Here is a 15,957-nt window from a genome sequence, read left to right as displayed (position 1 = left end):
CCCCCGACCGGGCCCCGCCCGGCGGGAACCCGCCGGTGGCAGCCGTGCGGAAGGGGGTGCGCCAGCCCGCCCGAGGTCTACCCTGGCACGCATGGCAGCGACCCCCTCCCCCGTCGGGGACCCCGTCGAGGAACCCGTCGAGGAACCCACCGCCGCGGAGCGCCCACGCCGCGCCGCCTACCGCCGACTGCCCGTCCAGCAACGGCGCGAACAACTCATCGCCGTCGCCCTCGAACTCTTCGCCGCCCGCCCGCCCGAAGAGGTCTCCCTCGACGACGTCGCGGAGGCCGCGGGCGCCTCCCGGCCGCTCGTCTACCGCTACTTCGCGGGCGGCAAGCAGCAGTTGTACGAGGCGGCGCTGCGCAGCGCCGCCTCCGAACTCACCACCCGCTTCACCGTCGAACCCACCGACGGCACCCCCACCCAGCAGCTCGGCGCCGTCCTGCACCGCTACTTCGACTTCGTCGGCGAGCACGCCGCGGGCTACGGCGCGCTGCTGCGCGGCGGCTCCGTCGTCGAGACCGCGCGCACCTCGGCCATCGTCGACGACGTGCGCCGCGCGGCGCTCCGGCGCACCCTGCGCCACCTCGGCGTGCGGGAGGCCGGGCCGCGGCTCACCCTGCTGGTGCGCTCCTGGATCTCGGTGGTCGAGGCCTCGGCGATCAGCTGGCTCGACGAGGGACGGCAGATCCCGGCCGACTCGCTGTGCGCCTGGCTGGTCGACCAGTTCGTGGTGATGGCCGCGGCCACCGCCGTCCGCGACGGGCAGACCGCGGAGGTGCTGCACGGGTGGCTGGAGCTGGAGACGGCGGAGAGCCCGGCGGGGGTGCTCATCGCGCGGTTGCGCGACCTGGGGCTGTGAGGGGGCGGGGGCGGTGAGGGGGCGGGGGCCCGCGGGCTCGGCTGCGTGAGGCGGAGCGCGGCGGAACGCGGGACGGCCGCGCGGCGGGGTGCCGCGCGGCCGTTCCGGTGCTCGGGGGCTGCCGGGGGTCAGGACTCCTGGCGACGGCGGCGGGTGACCACCAGGGTGCCCGCGCCGAGGGCGATCGCCGCCGCGCCGGTGGTCGTGACGGCCGCGAGCGGGGTGCCCGGACCGGTGAAGGCCAGGCCGGTGCCGGTGCCGGTCTCCGTGGCGGTGGCGGTGGCGGTGGTCGTGGTCGTGGTGCCGGTGGTCGTGGTGGTCAGACCGGCCTGGGTGGCGCCGTTGCCGCCGTTGCCCGCCGGCCGGCCCTCCTCGCCCTTCGTGCCGTTCCCGTCCGCGTCGCCGTCCTTGCCGCCCGCCTGTCCGGCCGCCTGCTCGGCCGCCTTGTCCCGGGCCTGGGCCTCCTTGAGCCCCGTGGCCAGGAACTCGCGCAGGTCCTCCAGGGTGCCGCTGGTCAGCAGCACGTTCACGACCTTCCGGACCTCGGGGCCGCCCACGGACATCGCCTGGGTGGCCTGGATCCGGTAGTCGGTGAGCAGGCGCCCCGGCGCCTGCTCCAGGAAGTCGATGATCTCCTCGCGGCTGCCCTCGTCCAGCACCGCGAGCGCCTCCGCGCGCAGTCCGGCGCTGATGAACGGGGTCTCGATGAACTGCGAGAGCTCGACCCGGTTGTCGGAGTCGGTCAGGTCCGGGAAGGTGACGTGCAGGAAGTGTGCGATCGCCTCCGGGCTGCCGTCGTCGAACGCCTTCCGGGCCGCTTCCCAGACCGGGGTGCCGGGCTCGGCCGCGTCCATGAGCTGGGCGGCCCTGAGGTTGTTGTCGTCGCGGACGACCACGGCCAGTTCGACGTCCAGGAAGTGCTGGATCTGCTCGGCGGTGCCGAGCCGCGCCACCCTGACCGCCCTGTAGTAGTGGGTGTAGTGGCCCGGCTCGGCCAGGGCCGCCGCCAGGCGGGCCCGCAGCGCGGCCTCGTCGAGCACCGGCGCGGCCGGGGCCGCCGGTTCGGCCGGAGCGGCGGGTCCGGCCGGAGCGGCGGGCTCGGCAACCGGAGCGGCGGGTCCGTCAACCGAAGCGGCGGGCGCGGCGGGTGCAACCGGGGCAGCGGGCTCAGCGGCGGACTCGGTGTCCGGCGTGGTGGGGGCGGCGTCCGGCGTGGTGGGGGCGGCGTCCGGCGTGGTGGGGGCGGCGTCCGGCGCGGACTGGCCGGTCGGGGTGGTTTCGGCCATCGCCTGTGCGGTGCCGAGGGCGGTGGGTGCGGAGACGGCCGCGACGAAGACGGCAGCGGCGATCGACCGACGGATGCTCAAAACTCCCCCAGGGAAAGTGGTTCGCGCGAGAGCCACCGCCGTGGGCGAACCGTCACACGGCGGCGGGCGGAAGGGATCGTATCGGAACCTTCCACACTGTCATAACGTCGTCTTTTCAGATCCTTTGCCCGCGAAATCCTCGTTCCGCCCGTCCTCCGCACCCCGGGACGGCGCGGGGTCACGCCTGGCCGAGGGTGGTCTCCTGGCGGCCGAGGCCGGTGACTTCGAGGGCGAGTTCGTCGCCCGCGCGGAGGAAGGGGGTGCCGGGGCGGCCGAGGGTGACGCCCGCGGGGGTGCCGGTGATGACGACGTCGCCGGGGTCGAGGCGCATGAAGTGGGTGAGGTAGCGGACGGTCTCGTGCACCGGGAAGATCATGTCGGCGGTGGAGCCGTCCTGGCGGAGCTCGCCGTTGACCCAGAGCCGGAGGTCGAGGGCCTGCGGGTCGCCGAGTTCGTCGGGGGTGACCAGCCAGGGGCCGAGCGGGGTGAAGGTCTCGGCGGACTTGCCCTTGTCCCACTGGCCGCCGCGGTCGAACTGGAAGGCGCGTTCGGTGACGTCGTTGACGGCGGCGTAGCCCGCGATGATCGCGGCGGCGTCGGCCGGGGTCTCCAGGTAGCGGCCGGTGCGGCCGATGACGACGGCGAGCTCGACCTCGTAGTCGGTCTTCTCGCTGCCGCGCGGCACGAGCACCTGGTCGTGCGGGCCGACCAGGGTGTTGGTGGGCTTGAGGAAGACCACCGGCTCGGTCGGGATCGCGGCGCCCGCCTCGGCCGCGTGGTCGCGGTAGTTGAGGCCGATGCCGACGATCTTGCCGGGGCGGGCGACCGGCGGGCCGACGCGTTCGCCGGTGAGGTCGGTGACCGGGAGGGCGGCGGGGTCGAGCGCCGCCGGGTCGAACGCGGCGAGGAAGGCGCCGTCGAGGTCGGGGGTGAGCGGGCGGAGGTCGCGGGCGGTGCCGTCGGGGGCGAGTACGACCGGTCGTTCCGCGCCCGCAGGGCCCACCCGGAGGAACTTCACTGCCCGTCACCACCTGTTCGTGTCGGGGGCGGGTCCTGCCCCGCCCCGGGACATTGAGGTATACCAGCGGCGTTCGCCTGCGGAACAGTGGTGCCGCTTCGGCGAATTCCTCCCAATCGGAGACGGACGGGCCGGAGGTGAATCATCGGCCCGCACCCTTGACAGGCCCGCCCGGCCGCTCGCCGGTCAGGTCTCGCGCTGCGGCCGGTAGTCGGCCTCCTCGACGCCGAACGTCCAGGCGACACCGGCCCGGGCGGTGCGGGTGCCGGGCGGGACGCGCAGGTAGTAGGTGCGGTGGGTGCCGTCCGGTTCGGGGGTGGAGTTGACCACCTCGACCATCACCACCGGTTCGTCGTCCGGGAGTTGGATCCGCCACAGGACGCCGGTCTCGTCCCGGTGCAGCGGCTCGGCGCCGGACTCCGCGAGGTAGCGGTCGTAGCCGAAGTGCTCCAGCATGACGCGGCGCAGTTCGGCGTTCTCCTCGGCGCGGATGCGTTCGGGGGTGAGGCCGGTCAGCTGCTCGGGGAAGTCCGCGGGGACGGGCATGCCGCGCCAGGCGTGCAGCGCGAAGCCGTCGGCGTACGCGAGGGCGGGGCCGTCGGCGCGGTCGAGCCGGCCGGCCTCGTCGCGGTGCAGGGCGGTGGGGCGTTCGCTGAGCAGCACGACGCGCTCGTACGGCCACCACCAGCCGACCTGGCGGGCGACGCCGGCCAGGGCGGCGAGGGCCGCGTCGCCGGTGCCCGCGGTGTCGAAGGCGGCGAGCCAGGCGGCGTCGTGCTGCCCGGCCACGGCGTCCAGCAGGGCGAGCCGGACTTCGGCGCGGTCCTCGGCGGCGGTCTGCCGGGCCGCCCGGTTCTCGGGCCTGCGGGCCTGCTGCCAGTCGTCGATCGGCTCGGGTTCGGGGGCGAAGTGGTCGAGCAGTGCGGTGCGGACGCGTTCGGCGGGCAGGGCGGTGGTGGCGGCGAGTTCGGCGCCGGTGGTGTTCCAGAGCTCGGACCAGCCGGCCGGGCCGAGCGCGGCGAGGGCGGCGGTGCGGGCCCGCTCCCAGGCGGCGGTGCGCACCTGCTCGCGCACGCTCGCCCCGAACCCGCCCGGGTGGGCGAGGAGTTCGGCGAGGGCGGCGCGCGGCGAGGGGTACCAGCGGAACTCGGCGGGTTCGGCGAGCCCGGCGGCCCGGTAGGCGTCCTTGACGGCCTGCTCGGCGGTGGCCCGGTCGGCGGGGCCGGTGCTGGCGGCGACGGCCCGCCAGTGGGCCACCGAGAGGTCGGCCGGACGGCCGGTCAGCTGGCTGGTCATCGGTTCTCCGTGTCCTGGGTCTGGTGCGGGTGGCGGGGGCGGGCGGGTTCGGACGGGGCTCAGTCGGCGACCATGCGGACCGCGCCGGGCGTGTACTCGCGCTGGCGGACCACCCGGAACCAGCCGCCGGGCAGGGTGATCGCCGCGTGCTCCTCGTGGACGACCTTGCCGCCCTCCGGCAGGTGCAGCCAGGCGGGGGCGAACTGGCCTCCCTCGCGGACGAGTTCGCCCGGGCCGAGCACCGCGTGGGCGTGCCCGGTCACCTCGCCGAGGGCCAGCACCAGCCGCCCCCGGACGTCCCGCGGCTGGCGCGCCATGTGCGCGACGGCGCCCGGGACGGCGCTCGGCGCGACCGGAACGATCAGTACGTCTCCCTGGCGGTACACGGGTCCTCCCGCGGTCCGGTCCGGCCCGCTGCCGAACTCCGTGCACCGCAAACTAGGCCGCACCACCGACAACCGCGCTCCCGCCGCGTCCTTCGTGCGGGTGAAGTCACGGGTGCCTGGTAGACAGGTCTCCGGCCCGCCGCGGGCCGAGGCGAGACAGCAGCGGTACGACGAAGCAGCGAGGAGCAGCGCATGGTCATCAGGAACCACGCCGAGGAGTTCCACGGCCTCCCGGTCACCGACTTCCACACCGCCCGGGCGAAGGGCGACCTCCCGGCGGCGGGCGCCACCGCCTGGCGGGTCGGCCTGGACTGGGAGGACGAGGACGAGGAGTTCCCCGAGCTGTGGCAGGCGTTCCTGGACGCCGTCGACCTGGAGCGGGTCACCGCGCTGGTGCTGGGCCGCTGGTTCCGGGAGGAGCCGGAGTCGCTGTCCGAGGCGCTGCCGCTGATCCTCGCCGCCGCCGACCGGCTGCCCGCGCTGCGCGCGCTGTTCCTCTGCGACGTCACCGGCGAGGAGTGCGAGATCTCCTGGATCCAGATGTGCGACGTCACGCCGGTGTTCGAGACCTTCCCGCTGCTGGAGGAGCTGGTGGTGCGCGGCTCCGCCGCGGACTACGAGGACAAGGACCGGCTCGGCCTCAGGCCCGTCCGGCACGAGAAGCTGAAGGCGCTGCGCTTCGAGGCCGGCGGCCTGCCCGGCACGATCGTCCGGGCGGTCGGCGCCAGCGACTTCCCGGCGCTGGAGAGGCTGGAGCTGTGGCTCGGCGTCGACAACTACGGCGGCGACTGGACGGTGGAGGACCTCGCCCCGTTCCTGTCCGGCGCCAAGCTGCCCGCGCTGACGCACCTGGGCCTGCAGAACGCCGAGGCCCAGGACCGGATCGCCGCGCTGGCCGCCCAGGCCCCCGTGGTGCCCCGGCTGACCGGCCTGTCGCTGTCCATGGGCGCGCTCACCGACGAGGGCGCGGCGGCGCTGCTGGAGGGCCAGCCGCTCACCCACCTGAAGACCCTGGACCTGCACCACCACTACCTCACCGAGGGCGTGCAGCAGCGGCTGCGCGACGCCCTGCCCGGTGTCGCGGTCGACCTCTCCGGCGCCGAGGACCCGGGCGACAACTGGCGCTACGTCGCCGTCTCCGAGTAGGCGGGCCGAGGGAGTTGACGCGCAACCAGTTGGTCGTCCTGGGCTGCCCGGGGCACCGCCGGGTCACCCTGTTCGCCGCCGCGGCCCGCGCCGCCGGGCGGCCGGAGCCCGCCGTGCTGCCCTGGGCGGACCTGCTGCGCGGGCGGTACGAGCTGCCGCCCGGCGCGGTGGTCCGGCTCGACTCGCCCGGCGAGGACCCGGAGGCCGACCGGCTGCTGCGCGGCCCCGTCCTCGGCCCGGGCTACGCCCCGACCCGGGTCGAGGGCGGCCCCGCCTGGTACGCGGGCGTCACCGCGGCGCTGCGCGGGCTGGCCGCCCGGCCCGGGGTGCGGCTGCTCGGCGACCCGGACGAGATCGCCGTCATGTTCGACAAGCGGCGCACGCACGCCCTGCTGGCCGCCGCCGGGGTGCCGGTGCCGCCCGCGCTGCCGGGCGAACCGCCCTCCGGGTTCGAGGAGTTGAAGGAGCGGCTGGCGGAGGCCGGGATGCGCCGGGTGTTCCTGAAGCCGGTGCACGGCTCCTCCGCGTCCGGCGTGGTGGCGCTGGAGTTCGGGCCGGGCGGGCGGGTGCAGGCCACCACCTCGGTGGAGCTCACCGCGGACGGGCTGCACAACTCGCTCGCCGTCCGCCGCTACCGTTCCGCGGCGGAGGTCGCCGAACTCGTCGACCGCCTCGCCCCCGAGGGGCTGCACGTCGAGCGCTGGGTCCCCAAGTCCGGCCAGCACGGCCGCGCCGCGGACCTGCGGGTGCTGGTCGTGGGCGGCCGCGCCACCCACGCGGTGGTCCGCACCAGCCTGCACCCGATGACCAACCTGCACCTCGGCGGCGCCCGCGGCGAGACCGCCCTCGCCCGGGCCGCGGCGGGCGAGCACTGGCCCGAGCTGCTGGCCACCGCGGAGGCCGCCGCGAGGTGCTTCCCGCACGCCCCGATGGTCGGCGTCGACCTCCTCCCGCACTCCCGCTGGCGCCGTTCCCTGGTCGCCGAGGTCAACGCCTTCGGCGACCTCCTCCCGAACCTCCCGGGCCTCCCCGAGGGCCCGGCCCCGGGCCTGGACACGTACGCGGCCCAACTGGCCTCCCCTGCTTACGCGCCCAGGAGCGCGGGGAACGGCGGGGCCCGGTCTGCTGACGGTGCACTGCCGGAGCGCGCACCGGCTTCGGGTTCCGTCACCACACGCAGCAGCACGGGCTCGCCGTTCCCCGAGCCCCTGGTTTCTCCCGCTTCGATTCCCGACATGAACGAGGTCGTCGGCTCGCACGACCTGCTGCTGGTCACCCTCGACACGCTCCGCCACGACGTCGCCGCCGAGCTGCTCGCGGCCGGGCGGCTGCCCAACCTGGCGAAGGTGCTGCCGCCCAGCGGCTGGGAGCGGCGGCACTCGCCGGGGAGCTTCACGTACGCCGCGCACCAGGCGATCCTGGCCGGGTTCCTGCCGACGCCCGCCTCGCCGGACGGGCCGCACCCGCGGCTGTTCGCGGCGCGGTTCGCGGGGTCGGAGACCACCGGGTCGCGGACCTGGGTGTTCGACGCGCCGGACCTGCCCACCGGGCTGGCCGGGGCCGGGTACCGGACGGTGTGCATCGGCGGGGTGGGGTTCTTCAACAAGCAGGGGCCGCTCGGCTCCGTCCTGCCGGGGCTGTTCCAGGAGAGCCACTGGGCGCCGGAGCTGGGCGTCCCGTCGCCGACCTCCTTCGAGTCGCAGGTGGCGGTGGCCGAGCGGGTCGCGGCCGAGCAGCCGCCCGGGCGGCCGCTGTTCCTGTTCCTCAACGTCTCGGCGCTGCACCAGCCGAACTGGTTCCACCTGCCGGGCGCGACCCGCGCGGACGGGGACAGCCGGGAGACGCACGCCGCCGCGCTGGAGTACGTGGACGCGCACGTGGGGCGGCTGTTCGCGGCGATGAGCGCGCGGCGGCCGTGCTTCGCGATCGTCTGCTCGGACCACGGCACCGCGTACGGCGAGGACGGGTACACCGGCCACCGGATCGGCCACGAGGTGGTCTGGACCGTCCCGTACGCGCACTTCACCCTCCCCGTCACGCCGCAGGAGCCCCGATGAGCATGACCGTCAGCGAGTCCCCGTACCAGAGCTACGTCTACGCGTACCCGCACAAGACGGCGTACCGGCCGCTGCCGGAGCGGCCGCGGCTGGCGGAGCTGTGGCGGGGCGAGAAGCAGGACGCGCTGTCGCTGTACCTGCACGTGCCGTTCTGCGAGGTGCGGTGCGGGTTCTGCAACCTGTTCACCCGGATCGGCAGCCCGGAGGGGCTGACCACGGCGTACCTGGACGCGCTGGAGCGGCAGGCCCGGCAGGTGCGGGAGGCGCTGGCGCCGGGGGCGCGGTTCGCGCTGGCGGCGTTCGGCGGCGGGACGCCGACCTACCTGAGCGCGGCCGAGCTGGAACGGCTGTGCGACATCGCCGAGTTGCGGATGGGGGCGGACCTGCGGGCGGTGCCGCTCTCGGTGGAGGCCTCGCCGGACACCGCGACGGCCGACCGGCTGCGGGTGCTGGCGGAGCGCGGGACGACCCGGCTGAGCCTGGGCGTGCAGTCGTTCCTGGACGGGGAGGCGCGGGCGGCGGTGCGCCCGCAGAAGCGGGCGGCGGTGGAGGCGGCGCTGGGGCGGGTCCGGGACGCCGGGTTCCCGGTGCTGAACATCGACCTGATCTACGGCATCGACGGCCAGACGCCCGCCAGCTGGGTCGCGTCCCTGGACGCGGCGCTGGCCTGGCGGCCGGAGGAGCTGTACCTGTACCCGCTGTACGTCCGCCCGCTGACCGGCCTCGGGCGGCACGCCGCGGCCGGCGCGACGGCCCCGGAGTGGGACGCGCAGCGGCTGGCGCTGTACCGGGCGGGCCGCGACCACCTGCTGGCCGAGGGGTACGAGCAGGTGTCGATGCGGATGTTCCGCCGGGCCGGCGCGGCGCGCGCGAGCGCGGGCGAGTACGCCTGCCAGACCGACGGCATGGTGGGCCTGGGCTGCGGGGCCCGCTCGTACACCTCGCGGCTGCACTACTCCTTCGACTACGCGGTGGACGCCCGCGAGGTGCGGCGGATCATCGACGACTACGTGGCCGCGCCGGACTTCTCCCGGGCCGAGCTGGGCTGGGCGATGACGGACGAGGAGACCCGCCGCCGCCACCTGGTGCAGTCGCTGCTGCAGGGCGAGGGCGTCGACCTGGCGGCCTACCGGGAGCGCTTCGGCAGCACCCCGGAGCTGGACTTCCCGGCCGAGCTGGCCGGGTTCGCGGCCCGCGGCTGGCTGTCGGCCGAGGACCCGGCCCGGCTGCTGCTGAGCGCGGAGGGCCTGGCCTGGTCGGACGCGGTGGGGCCGCGGCTGTTCTCGGCGGCGGTGCGCGCCAACATGGCGGAGTACGAGGCCAAGTGAGCGACCACCTGACCCTCCTCTACCGGGGCCCGCTGTCCTCCTGCGACTACGACTGCCCGTACTGCCCGTTCGCCAAGCGGCGCGACACCCCTGAGCTGCTGCGGACCGACCGGGCGGCGCTGGAGCGGTTCACGGCCTGGGCGGCGACGTACGGGCACGGGCGGCTGTCGGTGCTGTTCACGCCGTGGGGCGAGGGGCTGGTGCGCAGCTGGTACCGGCGGGCGATGGTGGAGCTGAGCCGGCTGCCGCACCTGGAGCGGGTGGCGATCCAGACCAACGCGAGCTGCCGGACCGCCTGGCTGGCGGAGGCGGACCGCTCGAAGCTGGCGCTGTGGGTGACGTACCACCCGGGGCAGGTGAGCGAGCAGCGCTTCCTCGCCAAGTGCGCCGAACTCACCGCGCTGGGCGTGCGGTTCAGCGTGGGCGTGGTCGGGCAGCCGGAGCACCTGGCGGCGGCCCGGCGGCTGCGGGCGGCGCTGCCGGAGGGGGTGTACCTGTGGGTGAACGCGGCCGACGGGCTGACGTACGCCGACGCCGAGGCGGCGCAGTGGACGGAGCTGGACCCGCTGTTCGGGTACAGCCGCCACCCGCACCGCAGCGCGGGGCTGCCGTGCCGGACGGGCGAGAGCGTGGTGTCGGTGGACGGGGACGGGACGGTGCGCCGCTGCCACTTCGTCCGGCCGCCGCTGGGCAACCTGTACGACGACTCGTACCGGGAGCAACTGCGGCCGCGGGCATGCCCGTTGGGGTCGTGCGACTGCCACATCGGCTACGTGCACCTGGAGTCGCTGCCGCTGTACGACGTGTTCGCGGGCGGCGTGCTGGAGCGCATCCCGCACGGGTGGTGAGGGATGCGCTCCGACGAGCCGGTGGAGGGCGTCAGCTGTTGGACTTCGGCAGGCCGGGCGGGTTGATCTCGGAGGTCGGCACGGCCTCGTTGTCCAGGCCCCAGCGCTTCAGGACCTGGGCGTAGGTGCCGTTCTCGATGGTCTCGTTGATGGCCGCGTTGAGCGCCTTGACCAGGCCGTTGTCCTTCTTGGTGGTGGCGGCGATCTTGCCGAGGACGGTGTCGCCCGCGCCGGAGTAGGTGCCGATCACCTCGGTCTCGCCGGTCTGCGCGGCGTGGAAGGCGGTGCCCGGGTTGGGGCCGAGCCAGGCCTCGATCCGGCCGGAGCCGAGGGCGAGGTAGTAGTCGGAGGAGTTCTGGTAGTACTTCACGTCGACCGGCTCGAGGCCGTTCTCGACGTCCTGCTCGCTCCAGGCCAGCAGCAGCTTCTCCTGGTTGGTGCCGGAGGAGACGCCGATGGTGTGCCCGGCGACGTCGGCCGGGCCGGTGACCTTCCAGCTGCCGCCCTTCTTGGCCTCGAAGCCGAGGATGTCGAGCCGGTAGGTGGCGAAGTCGTACTTCTCCTTGCGGGCCTCGGTGACGGTGACGTTGGTGACGGCCGCGTCGTACTTGCCGCTGTCCAGGCCGATGAAGACGTTCTCCCAGGAGGCCGGGTCGATCTCGACCTTCAGGCCGAGCACGTCGCCGATCAGGTGCGCCAGGTCGGCTTCGGTGCCGATGACGGTCTTGTCGTCGGTGGCGTAGAAGCCCAGCGGCGGGACGGTGCCGACGCTGGCCGCGACCCGGAGGGTGCCTCTTCGGCGGACCTCGTCGGGGAGGAGGGCGGCGATCGCGTCGACCTCGGGCGTGCTGATCCGGTTCTGCTCCGGGGTCAGGTTGATCTTCACGCCGTTGGGCGCGGTGCCCTCCTTCTCGGCTCCGAGGTCGGCGGCGGCGTCGTCCGCGGAGCCGCAGGAGGAGAGCAGCAGGGCGGCGACGAGGGCGGCGGCGGCCGGGGCGAAGGTGCGGCGGTGCACGGACATGCGGGTGACTCCTTCGAACGGGACGGGACTTCAGAGGACCTTGGCGAGGAAGGCGCGGGTGCGTTCGTGCTGCGGGTCGTCCAGCACCCGGGCGGGCGGGCCCTGTTCGACGACCACGCCGCCGTCCATGAAGACCACGGTGTCGGCGACCTCGCGGGCGAAGCCGATCTCGTGGGTGACGACGATCATGGTGGTGCCGGTGCGGGCCAGGTCCTTGATCACGTCGAGCACCTCGCCGACCAGTTCGGGGTCGAGTGCGGAGGTCGGCTCGTCGAACAGCAGCACCTTGGGCTCCAGGGCGAGCGCCCGGGCGATGGCGACGCGCTGCTGCTGGCCGCCGGAGAGCCGGCGCGGGTACTCGGCGGCCTTGTCGGCGAGGCCGACCCGCTCCAGCAGTTCCAGCGCCCGGGCCCGGGCCTCCTCCCTGGGCACGCCGAGCGCGCCGACCGGGGCCTCGACCAGGTTCTCCAGCACGGTCAGGTGCGGGAACAGGTTGAAGTTCTGGAACACGAAGCCGAGCCGGGTGCGCTGCTTGAGCACCTCGCGCTCCGGCAGTTCGCGCAGCTTGTCGCCGACCCGCCGGTAGCCGATCAGCTCGCCGTCCACCCGGACGTACCCCTGGTCGAGCTTCTCCAGGTGGTTGACCGCCCGCAGCAGGGTGGACTTGCCGGAGCCGGACGGGCCGAGCACCACGGTGACGGTGCCGGGGCGGACGTCGAGGTCGATGCCGCGCAGCACCTCCAGCCGTCCGAACCGCTTGTGCACGCCGCGCACTTCGACCATGGCCGTGGTGCCGTCGCCGCTCATGCCCGCTTCTCCTTGCTCTCGGTGACGGCGGCGCGCAGCCGCTGCCAGGGGGTGGGCGGCGCGTGGCGTTCGCTGCCCCGGGCGAAGTAGCGCTCGACGTGGTACTGGACGAGCGAGAGGGCGGTGGTCAGCAGCACGTACCAGACGGTGGCGACCATCAGCAGCGGCACCACCCGGCCGGTGCGGCCGTAGACCACCTGGACCTGGTAGAAGAGCTCGCCGATCGCCATCACGTAGACGATCGAGGTGCCCTTGAACAGCGAGATGACCTCGTTGGCGGCGTTCGGCAGGATGCCGCGCATGGCCTGCGGCAGCACGATCCGCCAGGCCTGCCGGAACTTCGGGATGCCGAGCGCGGCGGCGGCTTCGAGCTGTCCGGCGTCGACCGCGAGCACCCCGCCGCGGATGATCTCGGCGGCGTACGCGGCCTGGTGCAGGGCGAGGCCGAGGACGGCCGCGCCGAGGGCGCCGAGCAGGTCCGTGGTGCCGAAGGAGGCGAAGGTCGGGCCGAACGGGACGCCGATCCCGATCCGCTTGTACAGGTAGGCCAGGTTGAACCAGAACACCAGCTGCACGATCAGCGGGATCGAGCGGAACGCCCACACGTACGTCCAGGCGATGGTGCGCAGGATCGGGCTGCCGGACAGCCGCAGCGCGGCGATCACCGCGCCCAGCGCGAAGCCCAGGACGGTGCCGTAGGCGGTGAGTTGGAGGGTGACGCCGACCGCGCGCAGGATGCTGTCGGAGAACACGAAGGCACGGAAGGTCGGCCAGTCCCAGCCGGGGTTGACGGCCAGCCCGTGCAGGAACTGGGCGGCCAGCACCAGCGCGACCAGTCCGGCCACCAGCCGCCACGGCCTGCGGTGCGGGACGATCCTCAACTCCTCGGCGGAGTCGGCGGGTTGTCGGATCGGGAGGGCTTGCTCGGGGGTGAGGGCGGTCATCGGGGGCTCCCGGGGTCAGGGGTGCTCGGGCGGGTTGATCTTCGATTCGGTGATGGCCGAGTCGGCGGTGCCCCACTTGGTGAGGATCTTCCGGTAGGTGCCGTCCTTGATCAGCTGGTTGACGGCGGCCTGGAAGGCGGGGGTGAGCGCCGAGCCCTTCTTGAACGCGAAGCCGACGTCGAGCAGGTGGTACTCGCCGAGGAAGCGGGTCTTGGCGCCGGGCTGGGCGGCCTGGTAGCGCAGGCCGTTGATGGTGGACATCACCACGTCCAGGCGGCCCTGCTGCAGGCCGGTGAAGACGGCGCCGTTGTCGGAGAACACCTTGACCTCGTACGGCTTCTTGCCGGCCTGCGCGCAGACGTCCTTCTTGGCGTTCAGGGTGGCCTCGAAGGTGGTGCCCGCACCGGTGCCGATGGTCAGGCCGCACAGCTGGACCAGGTCGGTGACGGTGTTCAGCGCGGTGTTGTCCGAGCGGACCGCGAAGCCCTGGCCGTCGTCGATGTAGGTGACGAAGTCGATGGTCTTCAGCCGGGCCTCGGTGACGCCGAAGTTGCCGGTGCCGACGTCGTACTTGCCGCTGCCGAGCGCGGGCAGGATGGTCTCGAACGCGGCGTCCTCGCGCTGCACCTGCACCCCGAGCACCTTGGCGACGGCGTTGACCAGGTCGACGTCCAGCCCGGTGATCTCCTTCTTGCCCTCCGGGTAGTACGCCCCGGGCGGGGAGCCGACCGCGCCGCCGAGCTTGACCGTGCCCGCGGCCCGGACGTCGGCGGGCAGCAGCGCCGCGGCCGCCTCGTTCTTCTGCACGCCCGACAGGACGTCCTGCTCGGGCCGGATGCCGACCGGGGCGGCCTTCGGGGCGGCGGCCGGGTCGGATCCGCAGCCCGCCAGCACCAGGGCGGCGACGGCGGCCAGGGCGACGGCGGGGAGGTGGCGCTTCATCGGATCGGTGCCTTTCCGGCCGCCGCGGCGGCCGTGCCAGTGGTGAGCAGGTCCTTCTCGAACGGCAGCGGGCCGCCGTCCGGTGCGGGCTCGACGCGGGCGTCGAACAGCGGGGTGTACCCGGCCGCCAGGTAGAGGCCCCTGGCTTCGGGCTGGCGCGGGCCGGTGGTGAGGAGGATCCGGCGGTACCCGGCCTCCCGGGCGGCGGACTCCAGTTCGGCCAGGACGCGGCGGCCGAGGCCCTGGCGGCGGTGCCCGGCCGCGGTCCACATCCGCTTCACCTCGGCGGTGGCCGGGGCGTCGTGGCGGCGGTAGGCGCCGCCCGCCACCGGTTCGCCGTCGCGCAGCAGCAGGAGCAGCAGCCCGTCGGGCGGGGCGAACTCCTCGGCGCCGTAGCGGGCCATCTCCTGGTGGCCGCCGGGGCCGTAGCGGGTGACGTACTCGTGGGTGAGCTCGCGGATCAGCGGTTCGGTGAGGGGGTCGCCGAGGACGGCCCGCTCGACGGTCAGCGCGCTCATGCCGCGGTGGCCCCGGCCGCCTTCGCGGCGTCGCGCTTGGCGACCTCCTCGCGGACGATCGGGATGACGTACCGGCCGAAGTCGATCGCGTCGTCGACGTGGTGGTAGCCGCGGGCGGAGAGGATGTCCACGCCGAGGTCGTAATAGTCGAGCAGCGCCCGGGCGACCGTCTCGGGCGTGCCGACCAGGGCGTTGGAGTTGCCCGCGCCGCCGGTGGCGGCGGCGGTCGGGGTCCACAGCGCGCGGTCGTAGCGCTCGCCCGCCTCGGCGATCTCCACCAGTCGCTGCGAGCCCGCGTTCTCCGGGCCGTCGCCGTTGGCGAGCCTGCGGCGGACCAGGTCGTCGCCCTCCCGGCGGGACTTGATCGCGGCGACCGTGCGGTGCGCCTTCTCCCAGGCGAGCTCCTCGGTGGGCGCGATGATCGGCCGGAAGGCGACCTGGATCCGCGGGGCGTCGGTGCGCCCGGCGGCCCGGGCGGCGGCCCTGACCAGCTCGATCTGCTCGGCGGTGCGGGCCAGCGGTTCGCCCCACAGCGCGTAGACGTCGGCCTCGGCGCCGCCGGCGGCGTACGCGGCGGGCGAGGAACCGCCGAAGGAGACGCCCGGACGGGGCTGCTGGACCGGGAAGACGTCCGAGACGAAGTCGTTGAAGCGGTAGAACTCGCCCTCGTGGTCGAAGGGTTCGCGGCTGGTCCAGGCCTTCTTGACGATGCCGATGTACTCGCGGGTGCGGTCGTAGCGGCGGTCCTTGGGCAGGAAGTCGCCCTCGCGCTGCTGCTCGTGGTCGTTGCCGCCGGTGATGAAGTGCACGGTGAGCCGGCCGTCGCTGATCCGGTCCAGGGTGGCGAAGGTCTTGGCGGCGAAGGTCGGGTACGAGACGTTGGGCCGGTGCGCGAGCAGGATCTGCAGCCGGTCGAGCTTGGCGGCGAGGTACGCGGCGGCGGCTGCGGGTTCGGGCGATCCGGCGCCGTAGGCGAACAGCACCCGGTCCCAGCCGTGGTCCTCGTGGGCGGGGCGCGGGGGGGGGGGGGGGGGGGGGGGGGGGGGGAGGACGGGGAGGACGGGCGTGGGCGCGTGACGGGGCGCCGGCTCAGGAGCGAGCGGGGAACGCCAGGGGGGCGGCAGCGTACGCCTGTTGGTCCGTCCGGACGGACGGCTTCCCGGCCCGCGACAGGGGCGACCGAGGGAGGACTCCCGGAGGGAGGAAGGGCCGGATCAGGCGGCCCGCTGCCGGGTCAGCCGCGACACGCCGCGGACCACACCCGACCGAAGTCGATGTGGCCTCGCGTCACGAGGGCGGGCTGCTCGGCTGTCATGTCGAACAGTTGAGCAGCGCCGCGGACGGCCCGTCAACCTTTCCGAGGGGGACGAAACACCGGCGTCACACCCGCGTCCTTGACAGCCGCCGCTCGCTCGCG

14 protein-coding genes and 2 pseudogenes are annotated in these 15,957 nt (G+C 74.4%); 6 read left to right on the top strand and 10 right to left on the bottom strand.

All coding sequences use genetic code 11. The features are described 5' to 3' along the window. Positions 1 to 91 precede the first annotated feature (91 nt). Positions 92 to 862, top strand: a complete 771-nt coding sequence (locus OO57_RS15125; RefSeq protein ID WP_033252967.1) for a TetR/AcrR family transcriptional regulator — start codon at positions 92 to 94, stop codon at positions 860 to 862. Positions 863 to 990: 128 nt separating this feature from the next. On the opposite strand, the gene OO57_RS39465 is transcribed toward OO57_RS15125, so the two are convergent. The 4 genes from OO57_RS39465 to OO57_RS15105 all read right to left on the bottom strand — a co-directional run bounded on the left by OO57_RS39465 (position 991) and on the right by OO57_RS15105 (position 4,929). Continuing rightward, positions 991 to 2,229 (bottom strand): ALF repeat-containing protein, encoded by a 1,239-nt coding sequence (locus tag OO57_RS39465; RefSeq protein ID WP_051777651.1) that lies wholly within the window; start codon positions 2,227 to 2,229, stop codon positions 991 to 993. A 178-nt stretch (positions 2,230 to 2,407) separates the two neighbouring features. Continuing rightward, positions 2,408 to 3,247, bottom strand: a complete 840-nt coding sequence (locus tag OO57_RS15115; RefSeq protein ID WP_033252966.1) for a fumarylacetoacetate hydrolase family protein — start codon at positions 3,245 to 3,247, stop codon at positions 2,408 to 2,410. Between the two features lie 186 nt (positions 3,248 to 3,433). Continuing rightward, entirely contained in the window at positions 3,434 to 4,543 is a 1,110-nt protein-coding gene (locus OO57_RS15110) for a DUF6745 domain-containing protein (protein ID WP_051777648.1), read from the bottom strand. 59 nt (positions 4,544 to 4,602) lie between these two features. Then, positions 4,603 to 4,929 (bottom strand): hypothetical protein, encoded by a 327-nt coding sequence (locus tag OO57_RS15105; protein ID WP_033252965.1) that lies wholly within the window; start codon positions 4,927 to 4,929, stop codon positions 4,603 to 4,605. Positions 4,930 to 5,121: 192 nt separating this feature from the next. Here OO57_RS15105 and OO57_RS15100 point away from each other — a divergent pair, with 192 nt between their 5' ends. The 5 genes and pseudogenes from OO57_RS15100 (at position 5,122) to OO57_RS15080 (ending at position 10,308) form a co-directional block, all read left to right on the top strand. Continuing rightward, positions 5,122 to 6,075, top strand: coding sequence for an STM4015 family protein (locus OO57_RS15100; protein WP_033252964.1), 954 nt, complete (start codon positions 5,122 to 5,124; stop codon positions 6,073 to 6,075). Between the two features lie 14 nt (positions 6,076 to 6,089). Next, positions 6,090 to 7,232, top strand: a pseudogene (locus tag OO57_RS15095) (STM4014 family protein); the annotation flags it as partial. Between the two features lie 78 nt (positions 7,233 to 7,310). After that, positions 7,311 to 8,132 carry an STM4013/SEN3800 family hydrolase gene (locus OO57_RS15090; protein WP_033253004.1) on the top strand — a complete coding sequence of 274 codons (822 nt, stop codon included), beginning with the start codon at positions 7,311 to 7,313 and terminating at the stop codon, positions 8,130 to 8,132. Beyond that, positions 8,129 to 9,460 (top strand): STM4012 family radical SAM protein, encoded by a 1,332-nt coding sequence (locus OO57_RS15085; RefSeq protein ID WP_033252963.1) that lies wholly within the window; start codon positions 8,129 to 8,131, stop codon positions 9,458 to 9,460. Before OO57_RS15090 ends, OO57_RS15085 begins: the two co-directional genes overlap by 4 nt. Further along, a complete protein-coding gene (locus tag OO57_RS15080; RefSeq protein WP_033252962.1) occupies positions 9,457 to 10,308 on the top strand; it encodes an STM4011 family radical SAM protein in 852 nt (283 codons plus the stop codon). Before OO57_RS15085 ends, OO57_RS15080 begins: the two co-directional genes overlap by 4 nt. Before the next feature lie 31 nt (positions 10,309 to 10,339). On the opposite strand, the gene OO57_RS15075 is transcribed toward OO57_RS15080, so the two are convergent. The 6 genes and pseudogenes from OO57_RS15075 to OO57_RS15050 all read right to left on the bottom strand — a co-directional run. Next, complete coding sequence (locus tag OO57_RS15075; protein WP_033252961.1) at positions 10,340 to 11,329, bottom strand: ABC transporter substrate-binding protein; 990 nt, start codon at positions 11,327 to 11,329, stop codon at positions 10,340 to 10,342. A 30-nt stretch (positions 11,330 to 11,359) separates the two neighbouring features. Further along, entirely contained in the window at positions 11,360 to 12,136 is a 777-nt protein-coding gene (locus OO57_RS15070) for an amino acid ABC transporter ATP-binding protein (protein ID WP_033252960.1), read from the bottom strand. Further along, on the bottom strand, positions 12,133 to 13,080 hold the full coding sequence (locus OO57_RS15065; protein ID WP_033252959.1) for an amino acid ABC transporter permease: 948 nt from the start codon (positions 13,078 to 13,080) through the stop codon (positions 12,133 to 12,135). The genes OO57_RS15070 and OO57_RS15065 overlap by 4 nt, the downstream gene beginning before the upstream one ends. Positions 13,081 to 13,095: 15 nt before the next feature. Continuing rightward, complete coding sequence (locus OO57_RS15060; RefSeq protein ID WP_033252958.1) at positions 13,096 to 14,022, bottom strand: ABC transporter substrate-binding protein; 927 nt, start codon at positions 14,020 to 14,022, stop codon at positions 13,096 to 13,098. Then, complete coding sequence (locus tag OO57_RS15055) at positions 14,019 to 14,540, bottom strand: GNAT family N-acetyltransferase (protein ID WP_033252957.1); 522 nt, start codon at positions 14,538 to 14,540, stop codon at positions 14,019 to 14,021. Before OO57_RS15055 ends, OO57_RS15060 begins: the two co-directional genes overlap by 4 nt. Then, positions 14,537 to 15,550, bottom strand: a pseudogene (locus OO57_RS15050) (LLM class flavin-dependent oxidoreductase); the annotation flags it as partial. The pseudogene OO57_RS15050 and the gene OO57_RS15055, both read right to left, overlap by 4 nt. Between the last annotated feature and the right edge of the window lie 407 nt (positions 15,551 to 15,957).

Origin of the sequence: Kitasatospora phosalacinea, from assembly GCF_000717185.1 — a bacterium.
In the GTDB taxonomy this organism is placed as follows: Bacteria; Actinomycetota; Actinomycetes; order Streptomycetales; family Streptomycetaceae; genus Kitasatospora; species Kitasatospora phosalacinea_A.
The sequence above is the reverse complement of the archived record's forward strand: the minus strand, read 5'-3'. Positions and strand labels throughout refer to the sequence as shown.